17 protein-coding genes and 1 riboswitch are annotated in these 19,152 nt (G+C 72.2%); of the genes, 16 read left to right on the top strand and 1 reads right to left on the bottom strand.

The genetic code is table 11. The features are described from left to right. The first annotated feature begins 2 nt into the window (after positions 1 to 2). From ACZ46W_RS01990 to ACZ46W_RS01925, 14 genes are all read left to right on the top strand, one after another. Positions 3 to 875, top strand: a complete 873-nt coding sequence (locus ACZ46W_RS01990) for a glycosyltransferase family 2 protein (protein WP_468332368.1) — start codon at positions 3 to 5, stop codon at positions 873 to 875. Between the two features lie 104 nt (positions 876 to 979). Continuing rightward, positions 980 to 1,909, top strand: coding sequence for an ABC transporter permease (locus tag ACZ46W_RS01985; protein WP_468329800.1), 930 nt, complete (start codon positions 980 to 982; stop codon positions 1,907 to 1,909). Continuing rightward, positions 1,902 to 2,711, top strand: a complete 810-nt coding sequence (locus ACZ46W_RS01980) for an ABC transporter ATP-binding protein (RefSeq protein WP_468329797.1) — start codon at positions 1,902 to 1,904, stop codon at positions 2,709 to 2,711. The genes ACZ46W_RS01985 and ACZ46W_RS01980 overlap by 8 nt, the downstream gene beginning before the upstream one ends. A 419-nt stretch (positions 2,712 to 3,130) precedes the next feature. After that, the gene (gene hpnC, locus ACZ46W_RS01975; RefSeq protein ID WP_468329794.1) at positions 3,131 to 4,036 is read left to right on the top strand and encodes a squalene synthase HpnC; all 906 of its coding nucleotides are present in this window, start codon (positions 3,131 to 3,133) and stop codon (positions 4,034 to 4,036) included. Further along, positions 4,033 to 4,983, top strand: a complete 951-nt coding sequence (gene hpnD / locus ACZ46W_RS01970) for a presqualene diphosphate synthase HpnD (protein ID WP_468329791.1) — start codon at positions 4,033 to 4,035, stop codon at positions 4,981 to 4,983. Before hpnC ends, hpnD begins: the two co-directional genes overlap by 4 nt. A gap of 107 nt (positions 4,984 to 5,090) precedes the next feature. Continuing rightward, on the top strand, positions 5,091 to 6,488 hold the full coding sequence (gene hpnE, locus ACZ46W_RS01965; protein ID WP_468329788.1) for a hydroxysqualene dehydroxylase HpnE: 1,398 nt from the start codon (positions 5,091 to 5,093) through the stop codon (positions 6,486 to 6,488). Beyond that, positions 6,485 to 7,585: a polyprenyl synthetase family protein gene (locus tag ACZ46W_RS01960; protein ID WP_468329785.1), complete on the top strand. Its 1,101-nt coding sequence runs from the start codon at positions 6,485 to 6,487 to the stop codon at positions 7,583 to 7,585. Before hpnE ends, ACZ46W_RS01960 begins: the two co-directional genes overlap by 4 nt. A 119-nt stretch (positions 7,586 to 7,704) precedes the next feature. Then, complete coding sequence (gene shc / locus ACZ46W_RS01955) at positions 7,705 to 9,714, top strand: squalene--hopene cyclase (protein ID WP_468329782.1); 2,010 nt, start codon at positions 7,705 to 7,707, stop codon at positions 9,712 to 9,714. Positions 9,715 to 9,797: 83 nt separating this feature from the next. Continuing rightward, positions 9,798 to 10,427 (top strand): phosphorylase family protein, encoded by a 630-nt coding sequence (locus tag ACZ46W_RS01950; protein WP_468332365.1) that lies wholly within the window; start codon positions 9,798 to 9,800, stop codon positions 10,425 to 10,427. Positions 10,428 to 10,432: 5 nt separating this feature from the next. After that, positions 10,433 to 11,455: an adenosyl-hopene transferase HpnH gene (gene hpnH / locus ACZ46W_RS01945; protein WP_468329779.1), complete on the top strand. Its 1,023-nt coding sequence runs from the start codon at positions 10,433 to 10,435 to the stop codon at positions 11,453 to 11,455. A gap of 147 nt (positions 11,456 to 11,602) precedes the next feature. Further along, complete coding sequence (gene dxs, locus ACZ46W_RS01940) at positions 11,603 to 13,525, top strand: 1-deoxy-D-xylulose-5-phosphate synthase (protein ID WP_468329776.1); 1,923 nt, start codon at positions 11,603 to 11,605, stop codon at positions 13,523 to 13,525. After that, positions 13,522 to 14,907, top strand: a complete 1,386-nt coding sequence (locus ACZ46W_RS01935; protein WP_468329773.1) for an aspartate aminotransferase family protein — start codon at positions 13,522 to 13,524, stop codon at positions 14,905 to 14,907. The genes dxs and ACZ46W_RS01935 overlap by 4 nt, the downstream gene beginning before the upstream one ends. Positions 14,908 to 14,980: 73 nt before the next feature. Next, a complete protein-coding gene (locus ACZ46W_RS01930; RefSeq protein ID WP_468329770.1) occupies positions 14,981 to 15,604 on the top strand; it encodes a helix-turn-helix domain-containing protein in 624 nt (207 codons plus the stop codon). Positions 15,605 to 15,624: 20 nt separating this feature from the next. After that, positions 15,625 to 15,741, top strand: coding sequence for a DUF6126 family protein (locus ACZ46W_RS01925; protein ID WP_468329767.1), 117 nt, complete (start codon positions 15,625 to 15,627; stop codon positions 15,739 to 15,741). Positions 15,742 to 15,745: 4 nt separating this feature from the next. Here ACZ46W_RS01925 and ACZ46W_RS01920 read toward each other — a convergent pair whose 3' ends face one another. Then, positions 15,746 to 16,558 carry a tyrosine-protein phosphatase gene (locus ACZ46W_RS01920; protein WP_468329764.1) on the bottom strand — a complete coding sequence of 271 codons (813 nt, stop codon included), beginning with the start codon at positions 16,556 to 16,558 and terminating at the stop codon, positions 15,746 to 15,748. Between the two features lie 547 nt (positions 16,559 to 17,105). Further along, positions 17,106 to 17,263: riboswitch (cyclic di-AMP (ydaO/yuaA leader) on the top strand. 4 nt (positions 17,264 to 17,267) lie between these two features. Here ACZ46W_RS01920 and ACZ46W_RS01915 point away from each other — a divergent pair. Next, a complete protein-coding gene (locus ACZ46W_RS01915; protein WP_468329761.1) occupies positions 17,268 to 18,164 on the top strand; it encodes a M23 family metallopeptidase in 897 nt (298 codons plus the stop codon). Between the two features lie 174 nt (positions 18,165 to 18,338). After that, positions 18,339 to 19,133 carry an SGNH/GDSL hydrolase family protein gene (locus ACZ46W_RS01910; protein ID WP_468329758.1) on the top strand — a complete coding sequence of 265 codons (795 nt, stop codon included), beginning with the start codon at positions 18,339 to 18,341 and terminating at the stop codon, positions 19,131 to 19,133. Positions 19,134 to 19,152 lie beyond the last annotated feature (19 nt).

The following is a 19,152-nucleotide window of genomic DNA, read 5'->3' as shown; positions in this document are numbered from 1 at the left end:
CGATGAAGCTGGGCGCCGTCATCATCACCATGGGCAACCGCCCCGACGACCTCCGTGCCCTGATCGAGTCCGTCCGCAAGCAGGACGGCGACCCGGTCGAGGTCGTCGTCGTCGGCAACGGCGCGCCCGTCACCGGCGTCCCCGAGGGCGTGCGCACCATCGACCTCCCGGAGAACCTGGGCATCCCCGGCGGCCGCAACGTCGGCATCGAGGCCTTCGGCCCCGGCGGCACCGACGTGGACGCCCTGCTCTTCCTGGACGACGACGGCCTGCTGCCGAACACGGACACCGCCGAGCTGGTGCGCCGGGCGTTCGCCGAGGACCCGGAGCTGGGCATCATCAGCTTCCGGATCGCCGATCCGGACACCGGCGTCACCCAGCGCCGGCACGTCCCCCGGCTGCGGGCCTCCGACCCGATGCGTTCCTCGCGGGTGACGACCTTCCTGGGAGGCGCCAACGCCGTCCGTACGAAGGTGCTGGCCGAGGTGGGCGGGCTGCCGGACGAGTTCTTCTACGCGCACGAGGAGACCGACCTCGCCTGGCGGGCCCTCGACGCCGGCTGGATGATCGACTACCGCGCGGACATGGTCCTGCACCACCCGACGACCGCGCCGTCCCGGCACGCCGTCTACCACCGCATGATCGCCCGCAACCGCGTCTGGCTGGCCCGCCGCAACCTGCCCGCGCCCCTGGTGCCGCTGTACCTCGGCGTCTGGCTGCTGCTCACCCTGGCCCGGCGCCCCTCGCCGGCGGCGCTCAAGGCCTGGTTCGGCGGGTTCAAGGAGGGCTGGACCACCTCGTGCGGGCCGCGCCGCCCCATGAAGTGGCGTACGGTGTGGCGCCTCACCAGACTGGGCCGCCCGCCCGTCATCTGACAAGCTCGTCACCGACAAGTTCGGGGCACCCGGGGCCTGGCCGCCACCTGACCCGCCGCCCGACCCCATCTGCCGCGCATCGTGAACACGAAAGTTTCGGACCTGTGAGTGAGACAACCCATGACGGAGCGATCGCCGTGACCGCCCCGCCATCGCCGGACGAGGGCCTGTCCCCGGCGGAGCTGGCAGCCAAGTACGGCCTGTCGGTCAGCGGTGCCCGGCCCGGGCTGGCCGAGTACGTCCGGCAGCTCTGGGGGCGCCGTCACTTCATCCTGGCCTTCTCCCAGGCGAAGCTCACGGCCCAGTACAGCCAGGCCAAGCTCGGCCAGCTCTGGCAGGTGGCGACACCGCTGCTGAACGCGGCGGTCTATTTCCTCATCTTCGGCCTGATCCTGAACGCCGGGCGGGGCATGGAGAAAGAGGTCTACATCCCGTTCCTGGTGACGGGCGTCTTCGTCTTCATGTTCACGCAGACGTCCGTGATGTCCGGTGTGCGGGCGATCTCGGGCAACCTGGGCCTGGTGCGGGCGCTGCACTTCCCGCGCGCGTCCCTGCCCATCTCCTTCGCGCTCCAGCAGCTCCAGCAGCTCATGTTCTCCATGATCGTGCTGTTCGTGATCGCGGCGGCGTTCGGCAGCTACCCGTCGATGAGCTGGCTGCTGATCGTCCCGGCGCTGGCGCTCCAGTTCGTCTTCAACGTCGGCCTGTCGCTGATCATGGCCAGGCTCGGCAGCAAGACCCCCGACCTGGCCCAGCTCATGCCGTTCGTCATGCGCACCTGGATGTACGGCTCGGGCGTGATGTTCTCGATCCCGATCATGCTCCAGGACAAGCCGGCCTGGATCGCCGAGGTCCTGATGTACAACCCGGCGGCGATCTACATGGATCTCATCCGGTTCGCGCTGATCGACGGGTACGGCTCCGAGAACCTGCCCTCGCACGTCTGGTTCGCGGGCCTGCTGTGGGCGGTGCTGGTCGGCGTCGCCGGGTTCGTGTACTTCTGGAAGGCAGAGGAGCGGTACGGCCGTGGCTGACCACACCGACGACGTGACCGCGACCGCCGCCGACGGCGCGCGGATCCCCACCGTCATCGCCGACGACGTGCACATCGTGTACCGGGTCAACGGCGGCGGCGGGGGCAAGGGGAGCGCGACCGCCGCGCTCAGCCGGATAATCCGCCGCGACAAGGGCGAGTCCCGTGGCGTGCGCAAGGTGCACGCCGTGCGCGGGGTGTCCTTCACCGCGTACCGGGGCGAGGCCATCGGTCTCATCGGCACCAACGGCTCCGGCAAGTCGACCCTGCTGCGGGCCATCGCGGGCCTGCTGCCCTGCGAGCGCGGCAAGGTCTACACCGACGGCCAGCCGTCGCTGCTGGGCGTGAACGCGGCCCTGATGGGCGACCTGACCGGTGAGCGCAACGTGATCCTCGGCGGCCTGGCGATGGGCATGTCGCGCGAGGAGATCAAGGAGCGCTACCAGGACATCGTCGACTTCTCCGGCATCAACGAGAAGGGCGACTTCATCACCCTGCCGATGCGGACGTACTCCTCGGGCATGGGTGCCCGGCTCCGGTTCGCCATCGCGGCCGCCAAGAACCACGACGTCCTGATGATCGACGAGGCGCTGGCCACCGGTGACCGGAAGTTCCAGATCCGCTCCGAGGAGCGCATCCGGGAGCTGCGCAAGGAGGCCGGCACGGTCTTCCTGGTCAGCCACAGCAACAAGTCGATCAGGGACACCTGCGACCGCGTCCTGTGGCTGGAGAAGGGCGAGCTGCTGATGGACGGCCCCACGGCCGAGGTGCTCAGGGCGTACGAGAAGGAGACCGGCAGGTAGTCCGGCCGGGCCGGACGGAACCGACCGGGAAGGGCCCCTGCCGGAGCGCGGCGGGGGCCCTCACGGTGGGTGTGCGCCTGTCGTACCAACCGACCGGGATGCCATGTTTCGGTCAAGTCCCATGGCCCGCCGGGTGGTTGACGCCAGGGGCACGTCTGTTCCCGTGCGTGTAACACCCCGACGCGGTCGCGGACGTTGTACAACGTAAGCTGTACCGGTCTTATTCGCGGCAAGTGGGGCGATATTGCCCGGGCCTCCCGCCGTGCCGGGGCAGCGCCCCACTCCACCGGACCGGCGGCGTGTCCGAAATAGGATGTATTGGGTCGGCAGTGTAGAACGGGAGACGTGACGGCAATGACGGTGAATCCCCAGCCCCGCGTCCGCAAGGGTCCCGCCGTCCCCGCGCCGGGCAGTCCGAAGTGACAGGTACCCGGCAGGTGCGCCCCGACGCCGCCACGCGCGCCACACTCGACAAGGCCGCGCGCGAGAACTTCCCCGTGGCCCCCTTCTTCCTGCCCCGCGCCTGGCGCGACGACCTGATGGCCGTCTACGGCTACGCCCGGCTGGTCGACGACATCGGCGACGGCGACCTGGCCCCCGGCGGCGCCGACGCCCGCCACCTGGGCGCCGAGGGCGAGACGGACCGGCTCGCTCTCCTCGACGCCTTCGAGGCGGACCTGCGGCGCGTCTTCGACGGCACCCCGTCCCACCCGCTGCTGCGCGCCCTGCGGCCCACCGTGCGGCGCCACGCGCTCACCCCCGAGCCGTTCCTCGGCCTGATCGAGGCCAACCGCCAGGACCAGGTCGTCCGGCGCTACGAGACGTACGACGGCCTCGCCGCCTACTGCGAGCTCTCCGCCAACCCCGTCGGCCGCCTCGTCCTGGACATCACCGGCACCACCAGCCCCGAACGCGTACGCCACTCGGACGCCGTCTGCACCGCCCTCCAGATCGTCGAGCACCTCCAGGACGTCGCCGAGGACCTCGCCCACGACCGGATCTACCTCCCGGCCGAGGACATGAAGCGGTTCCACGTCACCGAGGCCGACCTGGCCCGCCCCACCGCGGGCGCCCCGGTGCGCTCCCTGATCGCGTACGAGGCCGAACGCGCCCGCCGGCTCCTCAACGACGGCACCCCCCTCGTGGGCAGCGTCCGGGGCAGGCTCCGGCTCCTCCTCGCCGGGTTCGTGGGCGGCGGGCACGCCGCCCTCGACGCGATCACGGCCGCCGGACACGACGTACTCCCCGGGCCGCCCAGGGCCACCAGGGCCGGCCTGCTGCGCGCGGTGGGCACCGTGCTGCGCAGAGCGCGTGGAGAGGGGTGAGCGCCACCGTGGAGGGACACACCGAGATGCCCGCGCCGGTCGCGGCCGCCTACGGCTACTGCGAGGCCGTCACCGGACAGCAGGCCCGGAACTTCGCCTACGGCATCCGCCTCCTGCCGGCCGAGAAGCGGCAGGCCATGTCGGCGCTGTACGCGTTCTCCCGCCGGGTCGACGACATCGGCGACGGCACCCTCGCCCCCGAGGCCAAGGCGGACCGGCTCGAAGCCACCCGCGAACTGCTCGACCGCGTCCGCGAGGGCGCCGTCGGCGAGGACGACACCGACCCGGTGGCCGTCGCGCTCGCCGACACCGCCCGACGCTTCCCGCTCCCGCTCGGCGGCCTCGACGAGCTCATCGACGGCGTCCTGATGGACGTGCGCGGCGAGACGTACGAGACCTGGGACGACCTCAAGGTGTACTGCCGGTGCGTCGCCGGGGCCATCGGCAGGCTCTCGCTCGCCATCTTCGGCACGACTCCCGGCGCACGCGGCGCGGAACGCGCCCCCGAGTACGCCGATACCCTCGGTCTCGCCCTCCAACTCACCAACATCCTCCGCGACCTTCGCGAGGACGCCGGCACCGGACGCACCTACCTCCCTGCCGACGACCTCGCCAAGTTCGGCTGCTCCGACGGCTTCCGCACCGCCACCCCGCCCCCCGGCGCCGACTTCACCGGCCTCGTCCACTACGAAGTCCGGCGCGCCCGCGCCCTGTTCGCCGAGGGCTACCGGCTGCTGCCCATGCTGGACCGGCGCAGCGGCGCCTGCGTCGCCGCCATGGCCGGCATCTACCGCCGGCTCCTCGACCGCATCGAGCGCGACCCCGAGGCCGTCCTGCGCGGCCGCGTCACCCTGCCCGGCCGCGAGAAGGCGTACGTCGCCGTGCGCGGCCTGTCCGGCCTGGACGCCCGTACCGTCTCCCGCCGGCAGCTCAGGAGGCGCGCCTAGATGGCCACGATGCCCGCGACCGGGCCGGCGAACCGGCACAATCGGCGCTCGGCAACCCTCCGCCACCGCCTCGCGTCCCTGACCGCGAAGACCCGACGGGAGACCGCATGAGCGACGAGCTGACACCGGGCCACGCCACGCCCGGGCACGCCGTGGTCGTCGGCGGCGGCCTCGCCGGCATCACCGCCGCCCTGCGCCTGGCCGAGTCCGGACTGCGCGTCACGCTCCTCGAAGGCCGCCCCCGCCTCGGCGGCCTCGCCTTCTCCTTCAAGCGCGGCGACCTCGCCGTCGACAACGGCCAGCACGTCTACCTCCGCTGCTGCACCGCCTACCGCTGGTTCCTCGACCGCGTCGGCGGCGCCCACCTCGCGCCCCTCCAGCGCCGCCTCGACGTACCCGTCCTCGACGTCGCCCACCCGCGCGGCCCCCGCCTCGGCCGGCTGCGCCGCACCGACCTGCCCGTACCGCTCCACCTCGCCGCCAGCCTCGCCGGTTACCCGCACCTGTCGCTCACCGAGCGCGCGAGCGTCGGCCGCGCCGCCCTCGCCCTGCGGAAGCTCGACCCGGCCGACCCCGCCCTCGACGGCATCGACTTCGCCACCTGGCTCGCCCGCCAGGGCCAGTCCTCCCGCACCGTCGAAGCCCTGTGGGACCTGATCGGCGTCGCCACCCTCAACGCCACCGCCCCGCACTCCTCCATGGGCCTGGCCGCGATGGTCTTCAAGACCGCCCTCCTGACCGACCCCGGCGCCGCCGACATCGGCTGGGCGCACGTCCCCCTCGGCGAGCTGCACGACACCCTCGCCCGCAAGGCGCTCGACGCCGCCGGCGTACGCACCGAACTGCGCACCAAGGTCACCGCCGTCCTCCCCAGCGCGCACGGCCGCTGGTCCGTCGACGTGCCCGGCGAACGGCTGGAGGCCGACACCGTCGTCCTCGCCGTACCGCAGCGCGAGGCGCACGACCTGCTGCCGCACGGCGCCCTGGACGACCCGGGCAGGCTGCTGGACATCGGCACCGCCCCGATCCTCAACGTCCACGTCCTGTACGACCGCAAGGTGCTGCGCCGGCCGTTCTTCGCCGCGCTCGGCTCCCCGGTCCAGTGGGTCTTCGACCGCACCGACGCCTCCGGATACACCGACGGCCAGTACCTGGCGCTGTCCCAGTCGGCCGCCGAGGACGAGATCGACGAGCCCGTCTCCGTGCTCCGCGAGCGCTACCTGCCCGAACTGGAAAAGCTGCTGCCCGCGACGCGCGGCGCCAAGGTCCGGGACTTCTTCGTCACCCGGGAGCGGACAGCGACGTTCGCCCCCGCCCCCGGCGTCGGACGGCTGCGGCCCGGCGCCCGCACCAACGCGCCCGGCCTCCACCTGGCCGGCGCGTGGACCGCCACCGGCTGGCCCGCGACCATGGAGGGCGCCGTACGCAGCGGCTTCACCGCCGCGGGCGCCGCCCTCACGGCCCTCGGCCGCCCCCATGTACATCCGCTCGAGGAGGCGGCATGAGCCTGAGTACTGGAACCAGAGGAGAGACCGTGCCGACTGTGCCCCCGGTGAACCCGGCCGTCGACACCGCGGACGTCACCGCACTGCTGGAGCGGGGCCGGACCATGTCCACGCCCGTCCTGCGCGAGGCGGTGAAGCGGCTCGCGCCGCCCATGGACACCGTCGCCGCCTACCACTTCGGCTGGATCGACGCCCACGGGCTGCCCGCCGACGGCGACAGCGGCAAGGCCGTACGCCCCGCCCTCGCCCTGCTGTCCGCCGAGGCGGCGGGCGTGGCGCCCGAGGTCGGCATCCCCGGCGCGGTCGCCGTGGAGCTCGTGCACAACTTCTCCCTGCTCCACGACGACCTGATGGACGGCGACGAGCAGCGCCGCCACCGCGACACCGTGTGGAAGGTCCACGGCCCGGCGCAGGCCATCCTCGTCGGCGACGCGCTCTTCGCCCTCGCCAACGAGCTGCTGCTGGAGCTCGGCACCGTCGAGGCCGGCCGCGCCACCCGCCGGCTCACCACCGCCACCCGCAAGCTCATCGACGGCCAGGCCCAGGACATCTCCTACGAGCACCGCGAGCGGGTCACCGTCGAGGAGTGCCTGGTGATGGAGGGCAACAAGACCGGCGCCCTGCTCGCCTGCGCCTGCTCCATCGGCGCCGTCCTCGGCGGCGCGGACGACCGCACCGCCGACACCCTGGAGGCGTACGGCTACCACCTCGGCCTCGCCTTCCAGGCTGTCGACGACCTGCTCGGCATCTGGGGCGACCCCGAGGCCACGGGCAAGCAGACCTGGAGCGACCTGCGCCAGCGCAAGAAGTCCCTCCCGGTCGTCGCCGCCCTCGCCGCCGGCGGACCGGCCTCCGAGCGCCTCGGCGAACTGCTCGCGGCCGACGCCAAGAACCCCGACCTCGACAGCTTCTCCGAGGAGGAGTTCGCCATGCGCGCGGCGCTCATCGAGGAGGCGGGCGGCCGCGCCTGGACCTCCGAGGAGGCCCGCCGGCAGCACGCCGTCGCCATCGAGGCGCTGCACCGCGTCGACATGCCCGAACGGGTCCGCGCCCAGCTCACCGCGCTCGCGGACTTCGTCGTCGTACGCAAGCGATGACCGCCATCGGGAGCATGCCCCGCACCATATGAATCGCTAGTCGCCGGCCGGTGCAGCACCGCGCACCGGCCGACGGCCCACCCGCAGCCGCAGAACGCCAACTGCACGAAGGGGAAGCCATGACAGCGACGACCGACGGAAGCACCGGGGCCCTGGAGCCCCGCGCCCCCTCGGCCACCGGAACGACCACCGCCACCACCACGACGACCACGACCGCCCCGAGCGACGTACGGGAAGTCGCCGCGCGGGCCGCCCAACGCTCCATCGACCACCTCCTCGCCCGCCAGGACGACGAGGGCTGGTGGAAGGGCGACCTGGAGACCAACGTCACCATGGACGCAGAGGACCTCCTGCTGCGGCAGTTCCTCGGCGTCCAGGACGAGGCCACCACCCGCGCCGCCGCCCTCCACATCCGCGGCAGGCAGCGCGAGGACGGTACCTGGGCCACCTTCTACGGCGGTCCCGGCGAGCTGTCCGCCACCGTCGAGGCGTACGTGGCGCTGCGCCTGGCCGGCGACCGGCCCGACGAGCCGCACATGGCCCGCGCCGCCGCCTGGATCCGCGACCGGGGCGGCATCGCCGCCGCCCGCGTCTTCACCCGCATCTGGCTGGCGCTGTTCGGCTGGTGGCGGTGGGAGGACCTGCCCGAGCTGCCACCCGAGCTGATCTTCCTGCCGAAGTGGTTCCCGCTCAACATCTACGACTTCGGCTGCTGGGCCCGCCAGACCATCGTGCCGCTCACCGTCGTCTCCGCCAAACGGCCCGTCCGCCCCGCGCCCTTCGCCCTCGATGAGCTGCACACCGACCCCCGTGTCCCCAACCCGCCCAAGCCCCTGGCACCCGTGGGGACTTGGGAGGGCACCTTCCAGCGGCTGGACAAGGCGCTGCACGCGTACCACAAGGTCGCCCCGCGCCCGCTGCGCGATGCGGCCATGAACACCGCCGCCCGCTGGATCATCGAGCGGCAGGAGAACGACGGCTGCTGGGGCGGCATCCAGCCACCCGCCGTCTACTCCCTCATCGCGCTCCACCTGCTCGGCTACGACCTGGAGCACCCCGTGATGCGCGCCGGCCTGGAGTCGCTCGACCGGTTCGCCGTGTGGCGCGACGACGGCGCCCGCATGATCGAGGCCTGCCAGTCGCCCGTCTGGGACACCTGCCTGGCCACCATCGCGCTCGCCGACGCCGGGCTGCGCCCCGACCACCCGGCGCTCGTGAAGGCCGCCGACTGGATGCTGGGCGAGGAGATCGTCCGCCCCGGTGACTGGGCCGTCCGCCGGCCCGGACTCACCCCCGGCGGCTGGGCGTTCGAGTTCCACAACGACACCTACCCCGATATCGACGACACCGCCGAGGTGATCCTCGCGCTGCGCCGCGTCAAGCACCCGCACCCGGAGCAGGTCGAGGCGGCCGTACGGCGGGGTGCCACCTGGACGGCCGGAATGCAGTCGCGCGACGGCGCCTGGGCCGCCTTCGACGCCGACAACACCAGCCCCTTCCCCAACCGGCTGCCGTTCTGCGACTTCGGCGAGGTCATCGACCCGCCGTCCGCCGACGTCACCGCGCACGTGGTGGAGATGCTGGCCCACGAGGGCAAGGCGCACCACCCCCGTACCCGCCGGGGAATCGCCTGGCTGCTGGCCGAACAGGAGGCGAGCGGCGCCTGGTTCGGGCGCTGGGGCGTCAACTACGTCTACGGCACCGGCTCGGTGGTGCCCGCCCTCACCGCGGCCGGGCTGCCCCCGTCGCACCCCGCCATCCGGCGCGCCGTCGCCTGGCTGGAGTCCGTCCAGAACGACGACGGGGGCTGGGGCGAGGACCTGCGCTCCTACCGGGAGCAGGAGTGGATCGGCCACGGCGCCTCCACCGCCTCGCAGACGGCGTGGGCGCTGATGGCCCTGCTGGCGGCCGGGGAGCGGGAGTCCAAGGCCGTGGAGCGGGGCGTGCTGTGGCTCGCCGAGACCCAGCGGGAGGACGGCTCCTGGGACGAGCCGTACTTCACCGGCACCGGCTTCCCCTGGGACTTTTCCATCAACTACCACCTGTACCGGCAGGTCTTCCCGCTGACCGCGCTCGGCCGGTACGTCAACGGCGAACCGGTGGTCGGCCGGCTCGGCAAGGGGGCCTGATGGCGGCAGAACCGGAGCCTTCCGGTTCCGCTTTCCCCACCGCGCCGGTGCCGGTGCCGTCGCCGGTGCCGGTCGCCGCGCCGATGCTGATCGCCTGCGCGCTCGGCATCGAGCAGCTCGCGCTGCGCAGCGGCCGCAGGCGGCACGGTGCCGCGTCGCCCGGCCCGGTGACCGTGCTGCGTACGGGCATGGGCCCGGCGAACGCCCAGCGTGCCGTCACCAGGGCGCTGGAGGGCGGGGAGCTGCGCGGCGCCGCGGTCGTCGCGTCCGGGTTCTGTGCCGGGCTGGAGCCGGGCATGCACCCGGGTGACCTGGTGGTCGCCGACGAGACCCGCGGTCCGGGCGGCTCCACCCCGTGCACGGGCACGGAGCTGCTGGTCGAGGCGCTGGCGCGGGCGGTGCCCGGCCGCACCGTCCACACCGGCCCGCTGACCGGCTCCGACCACGTCGTGCGCGGCCAGGAGCGGGCCCAGCTCCGGGGCACCGGGGCGATCGCGGTCGACATGGAGTCCGCCGCCACCCTGCGCAGCGCGCTGAGCACGGGCCTGAAGTCACGCCCGGTTGCGGCCGTACGAGTGGTCGTGGACGCTCCGGAGCACGAGCTCGTCCGGATCGGCACGGTGCGCGGGGGAATATCGGCCTTCCGTGTTCTCCGTTCCGTATTGCCCGCTTTCTTTGAATGGCACCGTTCTTTGCTGCTCCCCAGGAGGTGAGCCAGATGGCCATGCCGCTTCGCCAGACCATCCGGGTAGGGACCTATCTCTTCGAACAGAAGCTGCGCAAGCGGCAGAAGTTCCCGCTCATCGTCGAACTGGAGCCGCTCTACGCGTGCAACCTCAAATGCGAGGGCTGCGGGAAGATCCAGCACCCGGCCGGAGTCCTGAAGCAGCGCATGCCGGTCGCGCAGGCGGTCGGGGCGGTCATGGAGTCCGGCGCGCCGATGGTGTCCATCGCGGGCGGCGAGCCGCTGATGCACCCGCAGATCGACGAGATCGTGCGCCAGCTCGTGGCCAAGCGGAAGTACGTCTTCCTCTGCACCAACGCCCTGCTGCTGCGCAAGAAGATCCAGGACTTCACGCCGTCGCCGTACTTCGCCTTCGCCGTGCACATCGACGGCCTGCGCGAACGGCATGACGAGTCGGTGGCCAAGGAGGGCGTGTTCGACGAGGCGGTGGCGGCCATCAAGGAGGCCAAGCGGCGTGGCTTCCGGGTCACCACCAACTCCACCTTCTTCAACACCGACACCCCGCAGACCGTCATCGAGGTGCTCAACTTCCTCAACGACGACCTGAAGGTCGACGAGATGATGATCTCGCCCGCCTACGCCTACGAGAAGGCGCCCGACCAGGAGCACTTCCTGGGCGTGGAACAGACCCGCGAGCTGTTCCGCAAGGCCTTCGCGGGCGGCAACCGGCGGCGCTGGCGGCTGAACCACTCGCCGCTCTTCCTGGACTTCCTGGAGGGCAAGGCCGACTTCCCGTGCACCGCCTGGGCGATCCCCAACTACTCGCTCTTCGGCTGGCAGCGGCCCTGCTACCTGATGGCCGACGGCTACGTCCCGTCCTACCGCCAGCTCGTCGAGGAGACCGACTGGGACAAGTACGGCCGCGGCAAGGACGAGCGCTGCGCCAACTGCATGGCGCACTGCGGCTACGAACCGACCGCCGTCCTCGCCACCATGGGCTCGCTGAAGGAATCCCTGCGTGCCGCCCGCGAGACCGTCTCCGGAAGCCGGGGGTGAGGTGATGCCCGGCCCGCGGGCGCCGGGCCGCCCGGCCCGCCGCCCCGGCACCGGGCCGGGCCGGGCCGAAGCAAGCGAAGCGAGCCAAGCCGAGCCGAGCCGACCCGAGCCAAGCCGAGCCGACCGCAGCAGAGAGGGGCCCGAGCCGTGACGATTCTCGAGACCATCCGAGGGCCGCGCGACCTCAAGGCGCTTGACAGCGCACAGCTCGACGAACTGGCCGAGGAGATCCGCGAGTTCCTCATCCACGCCGTGGCGCGGACCGGCGGCCACCTCGGCCCCAACCTGGGCGTCGTGGAGCTCACCATCGCCCTGCACCGGGTCTTCGACTCGCCCGTCGACCGCATCCTCTGGGACACCGGCCACCAGAGCTACGTGCACAAACTGCTCACCGGCCGGCAGGACTTCTCCAAGCTGCGCGGGAAGGGCGGCCTGTCCGGCTATCCCTCCCGCGAGGAGTCCGAGCACGACGTCATCGAGAACTCCCACGCCTCCACCGTGCTGGGCTGGGCCGACGGCCTGGCCAAGGCACGCGACCTGCGCGGGCGCGCCGACCACGTCGTCGCCGTCATCGGCGACGGCGCGCTCACCGGCGGCATGGCGTGGGAGGCGCTCAACAACATCGCCGCCGCCAAGGACCGGCCGCTGATCGTCGTCGTCAACGACAACGAGCGCTCCTACGCCCCGACGATCGGCGGCCTCGCCGGTCACCTCTCCACCCTCCGTACCACCGACGGCTACGAGCGCTTCCTCTCCTGGGGCAAGGACGTCCTCCGCAACACGCCCGTCATCGGGCCGCCGCTGTACGGGTCGCTGCACGGCGCCAAGAAGGGCTTCAAGGACTTCATCGCCCCGCAGGGCATGTTCGAGGACCTCGGCCTGAAGTACGTCGGCCCCATCGACGGGCACGACGTCGCGGCCGTGGAAACGGCACTGCGCCGCGCCAGACGCTTCCACGGCCCCGTGCTCGTCCACTGCCTGACCCAGAAGGGCCACGGCTACGGGCCCGCCCTGGAGGACGAGGCCGACCGGTTCCACGCCGTCGGTGCCATGGACCCGCTGACCTGCGCGCCGCTCGCGCCGGCCGCCGGGCCGTCCTGGACGTCCGTGTTCGGCGACGCCATCACCGAGATCGGCGCCGAGCGGCCGGACGTCGTGGCCCTCACGGCCGCGATGCTGCACCCGGTCGGACTGACGAGGTTCGCCGAACGGTTCCCCGACCGCGTGTGGGACGTCGGCATCGCCGAGCAGCACGCCGCCGTCTGCGCGGCCGGGCTCGCGACCGGCGGCCTGCACCCGGTCGTCGCCGTCTACGCCACCTTCCTCAACCGCGCCTTCGACCAGCTCCTGATGGACGTGGCCCTGCACCGGTGCGGCGTCACCTTCGTCCTGGACCGGGCGGGTGTGACCGGCGTGGACGGCCCCTCGCACAACGGCGTGTGGGACCTGTCCGTGCTCCAGGTCGTGCCCGGGCTGCGGATCGCCGCCCCGCGCGACGCCGACGAGCTGCGCGCCCAGCTCCGCGAGGCGGTCGACGTGGACGACGCGCCCACCGTGCTGCGCTTCCCGAAGGAGCCGGTGGGCCCCGCGGTGCCCGCCGTCGGCCGGATCGGCGGCATGGACGTCCTGCACCGGCCGGACACCGGCCCGGTCACCGGACCGGACGACGCCGGCCCGGACGTGCTGCTCGTGGCCGTCGGGGTCATGGCGCCCGTCTGCCTCGGCGCGGCCGGGCTGCTCGCGGAGCGCGGCGTCCGCTGCACGGTCGTCGACCCGCGCTGGGTCAAGCCGGTCGACGAGCAGCTCGCCCCGCTGGCCGCCGCGCACCGGCTGGTCGCCGTCGTCGAGGACAACAGCCGCAGCGGCGGCACCGGGTGGGCGATCGGACAGGCGCTGCGGGACGCCGGGGTGGACGTACCGCTGCGGACCTTCGGCATCCCGGAACAGTTCCTGGCACACGCCAAGCGCGGCGAGGTGCTGGCCGACATCGGGCTCACCCCGGTGGAGATCGCGGGACGCGTCAGCGCGGCGCTGGCACGCACGTCGGCAGGCAAGGAGAACGAAGCATGAGCAAGAAGTTCGATCTGGCGGCACTGCTCGCCGACCGCCGCGGCGAGGGCTACGACCTGCACGCCCGCCACCTCAACCCCACGTTGCCGCGCATGCTCCACACGATCGGCTTCGACAAGGTCTACGAGCGTGCCGAGGGCGCCTACTTCTGGGACGCCGACGGCAACGACTACCTCGACATGCTCGCCGGCTTCGGCGTCATGGGCCTGGGCCGGCACCACCCCGTCGTCCGCAAGGCCCTGCACGACGTCCTCGACGCCGAACTCCCCGACCTCACCCGCTTCGACTGCCCGCCCCTGCCGGGGCTGCTGGCCGAGAAGCTCTTGGCGTACTCGCCGCACCTGGACCGCGCGTTCTTCTCCAACAGCGGTACCGAGGCGGTGGAGACCGCGCTGAAGTTCGCCCGGTACGCCACCGGCAGGCCCCGCGTCCTGTACTGCGCGCACGCCTTCCACGGGCTGACCGCCGGCTCCCTCTCGGTCAACGGGGAGAGCTGCTTCCGCGACGGCTTCGACCCGCTCCTGCCCGACACCGCCATCGAGCTCGGCGACCTGGCCGCGCTGGAGCGGGAGCTGAAGCGGGGCGACGTGGCCGCCTTCATCGTCGAGCCCATCCAGGGCAAGGGTGTCCACGAGACGCCGCCCGGCTTCCTGCGCGCCGCACAGGACCTGCTCCACCGGCACAAGGCGCTGCTGATCGCCGACGAGGTCCAGACCGGCCTCGGCCGCACCGGCACCTTCTACGGCTACCAGCACGAGGACGGCGTCGAGCCGGACCTGGTGTGCGTCGCCAAGGCGCTCTCCGGCGGCTACGTGCCGGTCGGGGCCACCCTCGGTACCGACTGGATCTTCAAGAAGGTCTACTCGTCACTGGACCGGGTGCTCGTCCACTCGGCCAGCTTCGGGGCGAACGCCCAGGCCATGGCGGCGGGGCTGGCCGTCCTGTCCGTCCTGGACGACGAGGAGATCGTGGCGAACGCCCGGCGGACCGGTGAGCTGCTGAGGTCCCGGCTCACCGCGCTCGTCGACCGCTACGAGATGCTCCACGAGGTGCGCGGCCGGGGCCTGATGATCGGGCTCGAATTCGGCCGCCCGTCCTCGCTCGGGCTGCGCAGCCGCTGGACGATGCTCCAGGCCGCCCGCAAGGGTCTGTTCGCCCAGATGGTCGTGGTGCCGCTGCTGCAACGGCACCGCATCCTCACCCAGGTCTCGGGCGACCGGCTGGAGGTGATCAAGCTGATCCCGCCGCTGATCATCGGGGAGCGGGAGGTGGACCGGTTCGTGGAGGCGTTCACCGCCGTCATGGACGAGGCGCACAGTGGTGGCGGTCTGATCTGGGACTTCGGCCGGACGCTGGTGAAGCAGGCGATCGCCAACCGCTGAGCTCCCGGCCCCTGCCTTTTGCCTCTGAGGCAAGAAATTTGCCCGAGAGGGAAGACGCTGGCGCAATGGAGGCATGAGCACTTCCTCCGAGGCGCCGTCGGGCACCGCGGCACCCGGCGCGCTGCCGGACGTCGCGCCCCAGCTCCGGGTGCTGCGGCGGCGCCGGGGGCTGACCCTGGAGGCCGCCGCCCGCCGCGCCGGACTCTCGCCGGCCCACCTGTCCCGGCTGGAGACCGGCCGCCGCCAGCCGTCGCTGCCCATGCTGCTCGGTCTCGCCCGCGTCTACGGTACGACCGTTTCCGAGCTGCTGGGCGAGGTGCCGCCGGAGCGCGACCCGATCGTCCGGGGCGGCCGGGCCGAGCCGGCCGGGGCGGACGGCTGGGTCTACCACCAGGCCGGCGGCCCCGGTCGCGCCATGCAGGCGCTGCGCGTCCAGGTCCCGTACGCCACCCAGGGCGACCTCGTGCGCGTACATCCGGGGGAGGAGTGGCTGTACGTCCTCGGCGGCCGGGTGCGGCTCGCCCTCGGGGAGGCCGTGCACGTCCTCGACCCCGGGGACAGCGCCCACTTCGACTCGCTCACCCCGCACCGGATCGGTGCCGCCACGCGCGGCGGGGCGGAGCTGCTGTTCGTCCACACCCTCATGCAGAGCGCCGCGGCCGATTTGTGCCTCGGCGCGGACGCCCACCGTCGCTGACCCGATCGGAGAGATCCGCCATGTCCCAGGAACGGACGTTCCCGCTAGGACTCGTCGTCCGGCTCTTCGCCTATCTGGTGGCGGGCCACCTCTTTGCCGCGTTCCTCTACCTGCTGTTCGCCCTGGGGGCGGAATGAGGGCTCAGCCCTGGTCGAGGAGGCGCTCGCGCAGCCGCTCGCGGGTCTCGGGGGAGAGCTTCAGCCCCTCGGTCAGGTAGCGCTCGGTCGAGCCCCAGGTCTCCTCGATCGTCGAGAAGGCCGCCGACAGGTACTCCAGGCGGGCTTCGAAGAGCGGGCTGAGGAGCTCCATGACCTGGGGCGACATACCGGCCGGGGAGTTGTCGCTGCGGTGCACCCGGTACCGGCGGCTCGGGTCGTTGGACTTGAGGTAGTCCTCCTCGATGGCCTCCCGCTCGACGCCGACGGCCAGGAGGGACACGGCTATGGACAGCCCCGCCCGGTCCTTGCCGGCCGCGCAGTGCATCAGGGCCGGGACGCTGTCCTCGGCGAGCGCGTGGAGGACCCGGCTGTGCTCGGCGGTGCGCTCCTTGATGATCACGCGGTACGAGGCCGTCATCCGGGCCGCCGCCTTGCCGTCGGCCAGTATCGACCGGAGCTGGTCGAGGTCGCCGTCACGGACCATGGTCCAGAACTCGGCGCCGTCGGCCGGGTCGGACAGCGGGATGTTCACGTTCCGTACGCCGGGCAGCTCGACGTCCGGGCCTTCCAGCTTCTGGTCCGCGGCGTTGCGGAAGTCGAAGATCGTGTGCAGGCCGAGCCCCGCGAGGAAGGCGGCGTCCTCGCCGGTCGCGTGCGCCAGGTGCCCGCTGCGGTAGAGCCTGCCGTGCTGCACCCGTCGGCCGTCCACGGTCGGGAGCCCGCCGACGTCGCGGAAGTTGCGCACCCCGGTCAGCTCGGGCTCGATCGACGGGACCTGCGGCAGCGGCTGCGTCACGGGGGCTCCTGACGTGTCTGCGGTCGGCGTCGGCCGCCGACGATGTCGCGGTCCGACGATACGACATCGGTACGTCGGACGATCAATCTCCGTGCACGTCGCACATCCGTTGCCCCTTGTCACGCTCGGTACCCGGCATGGCGAGATGCCTGCTTCAAGTATTTTGCCCCGGTCTGGTCGTGTTCGGGTGTGGCATCCGGGAGGTGCCGGCCCCGAGGGGAGGATTAGTGCTTCTCGTCGCACTCGCCAAGAAATAGCACTTCTGTCCGTATTAGGGCATTGGATATAACGTGCCCTGGTAGCAAGGGAGATGGGTGCGGCCACGTGAGCAGCGTCATAACCGTGACCGTCCGTGGCGGGATGCCGTTCATAAACTCCGTGCGCACAACGGGAATTCATGATCCGCAATCCACGGAGGGTGACCGGAATTCCATGGCGGCCGCACCACGGAGAATGCGGACGGGAATGCGGCGGCTTGTTCACTCCGACCCGGCTCGCTTACGGTCACGGCAATCCGGCCGGACCGCCGAATCCTGCCACCGGTCGGAATTCGCACCCACCCACGCGTGGCAGGAGCGGGGGACCCAGGTAGTACGCCGACCCCGGAATTCCGGGACCGGCTCGGGGTGAAGTCGCGTCCACGGCGCGGCCGGACAACTCCAGTCCGAACCCGACAGCTCACCTCGCAGGCGCCGGAGAGGAATTCGCCATGCCCGCGAAGGGTAAGCACCGCCGTCCCAAGTCCAGCTCCATTACGCGTGGTTTCGTCGCCGCCGGTACGGGTGGCGCCGCCATCGCCCTGCCGCTGTTCGGTGCCACCGGCGCGCACGCCGCGGCCCCGGCCGCCGCCCCGGCCACCGCTCCGCAGCAGGCCGTCACCGCCGCCCAGGCCGCCCCCGAGGCCGCCGCCCCGGCGAAGAAGGCCGCGCCGCGCACGTACACCGTGGTCGCCGGCGACTACCTCTCCAAGATCGCCCGCAACAAGAACGTCAAGGGCGGCTGGCAGAAGCTATACCAGGACAACCGCCAGGTCATCGGCGAGGACCCGTCGCTGATCCTCCCGGGCATGAAGCTCACGCTCGGCGCCAAGTCCACGGCCGCCCCGGCCGAGAAGGCCGCCCCGGCGAAGCCGAAGGCCGACGACACCCGCACCGAGAGCCGCGCCTCGCGCTCCGCCGCCAAGGCCGAGGCCCCGGCGGCCTCGGGCTTCACCGCCCCGGTCTCCGCCGGTGTCTCCACGCCGTACCGCGCCTCCGGCTCCATGTGGTCCTCCGGCTACCACACCGGTGTCGACTTCGCGGCCCCCTCCGGCACCAGCGTCAAGGCCATCGGCGCCGGCACCGTCGTCTCGGCCGGCTGGAGCGGCGCGTACGGCAACGAGGTCGTCATCCAGCACGCCGACGGCAACTACTCGCAGTACGCCCACATGTCCTCCCTCTCCGTCTCGTCCGGCCAGACCGTGAGCGGGGGCCAGGAGATCGGCCTGGTCGGCTCCACCGGCAACTCCTCCGGCCCGCACCTCCACATGGAGGTCCGGACCAGCCCCGGCTACGGCTCGGACATCGACCCGCTGGCGTACCTCCGCCAGCACGGCGTCGCCATCTGACGCCTCCGTTTCCTGAACGGCGCTCCGCCCGGCACCGCCTCCCGGTGCCGGGCGGAGTCGCGTTCCGGGCGTATTCCGGGCTTGGGTGAATCTTGACCGGTGGTAAACATCACCCCCCGTCAACCCCTCCTTACGGTCGCGTAGGTCACATCCCCGGGTGAAAGATGTGCTCCCGTGGCAGACGATTCGACATTCAGAGACAGTGACGTATTCGGGTCGTACGCGGCGATCGGTGACAGCTTCACCGAGGGCGTCGGAGACCCTGGGCCCGGCGGAACCTTCGTCGGCTGGGCGGACCGCCTCGCGGTGCTGCTCGCCGACCGGCTCCCGGAGCCCGAGGACTTCCGGTACGCCAACCTCGCCGTACGGGGGCGCCTCCTGGACCAGATCGTGGAGGAGCAGGTCCCGCGGGCCAAGGAACTCGCCCCGGACCTGGTGACCTTCTGCGCCGGCGGCAACGACATCATCCGGCCGGGCAGCGACCCGGACGACGTCGCCGAGCGCTTCGAACGGGCCGTCGCCGACCTGACGTCCGCGGTCGGCACGGTCCTGGTCACCACCGGGTTCGACACCCGGGGCGTGCCGGTGCTGCGCCACCTGCGCGGCAAGATCGCCACGTACAACGGGCACGTGCGCGCCGTCGCGGACCGCTACGGCTGCCCGGTGCTGGACCTGTGGTCCCTCAAGACCGTGCAGGACAGGCGCGCTTGGGACGACGACCGGCTGCACCTGTCGCCCGAGGGCCACACGCGTGTCGCGCTCCGGGCCGGCCAGGTCCTGGGCGTTGAGGTCCCCGCCGACCCGGACCAGCCCTGGCCGCCGCTACCGCCGCGCGGGCCCCTCGAACTGCGCCGCGACGACATCAACTGGGCCCGCGAATACCTGGTCCCCTGGATCGGCCGCCGCCTGCGCGGCGAGTCCTCCGGCGACCACGTCACGGCCAAGCGCCCGGACCTGCTCCCCCTCTAGGACCGCCGCACCCGGGCGG

It is taken from the genome of Streptomyces sp. NPDC031064 (assembly GCF_055570965.1).
This window is presented reverse-complemented; position numbering and strand designations above follow the sequence as displayed.

Bases quoted from the DNA above. Each gene is read 5' to 3' on its own strand.
- ACZ46W_RS01990 (WP_468332368.1), top strand. From the start codon at position 3: ATGAAGCTGGGCGCCGTCATCATCACCATGGGCAACCGCCCCGACGAC.
- hpnE (WP_468329788.1), top strand. From the start codon at position 5,091: ATGAGCGACGAGCTGACACCGGGCCACGCCACGCCCGGGCACGCCGTG.
- ACZ46W_RS01960 (WP_468329785.1), top strand. From the start codon at position 6,485: ATGAGCCTGAGTACTGGAACCAGAGGAGAGACCGTGCCGACTGTGCCC.
- shc (WP_468329782.1), top strand. From the start codon at position 7,705: ATGACAGCGACGACCGACGGAAGCACCGGGGCCCTGGAGCCCCGCGCC.
- ACZ46W_RS01950 (WP_468332365.1), top strand. From the start codon at position 9,798: ATGCTGATCGCCTGCGCGCTCGGCATCGAGCAGCTCGCGCTGCGCAGC.
- hpnH (WP_468329779.1), top strand. From the start codon at position 10,433: ATGGCCATGCCGCTTCGCCAGACCATCCGGGTAGGGACCTATCTCTTC.
- ACZ46W_RS01935 (WP_468329773.1), top strand. From the start codon at position 13,522: ATGAGCAAGAAGTTCGATCTGGCGGCACTGCTCGCCGACCGCCGCGGC.
- ACZ46W_RS01930 (WP_468329770.1), top strand. From the start codon at position 14,981: ATGAGCACTTCCTCCGAGGCGCCGTCGGGCACCGCGGCACCCGGCGCG.
- ACZ46W_RS01925 (WP_468329767.1), top strand. From the start codon at position 15,625: ATGTCCCAGGAACGGACGTTCCCGCTAGGACTCGTCGTCCGGCTCTTC.
- ACZ46W_RS01915 (WP_468329761.1), top strand. From the start codon at position 17,268: ATGCCCGCGAAGGGTAAGCACCGCCGTCCCAAGTCCAGCTCCATTACG.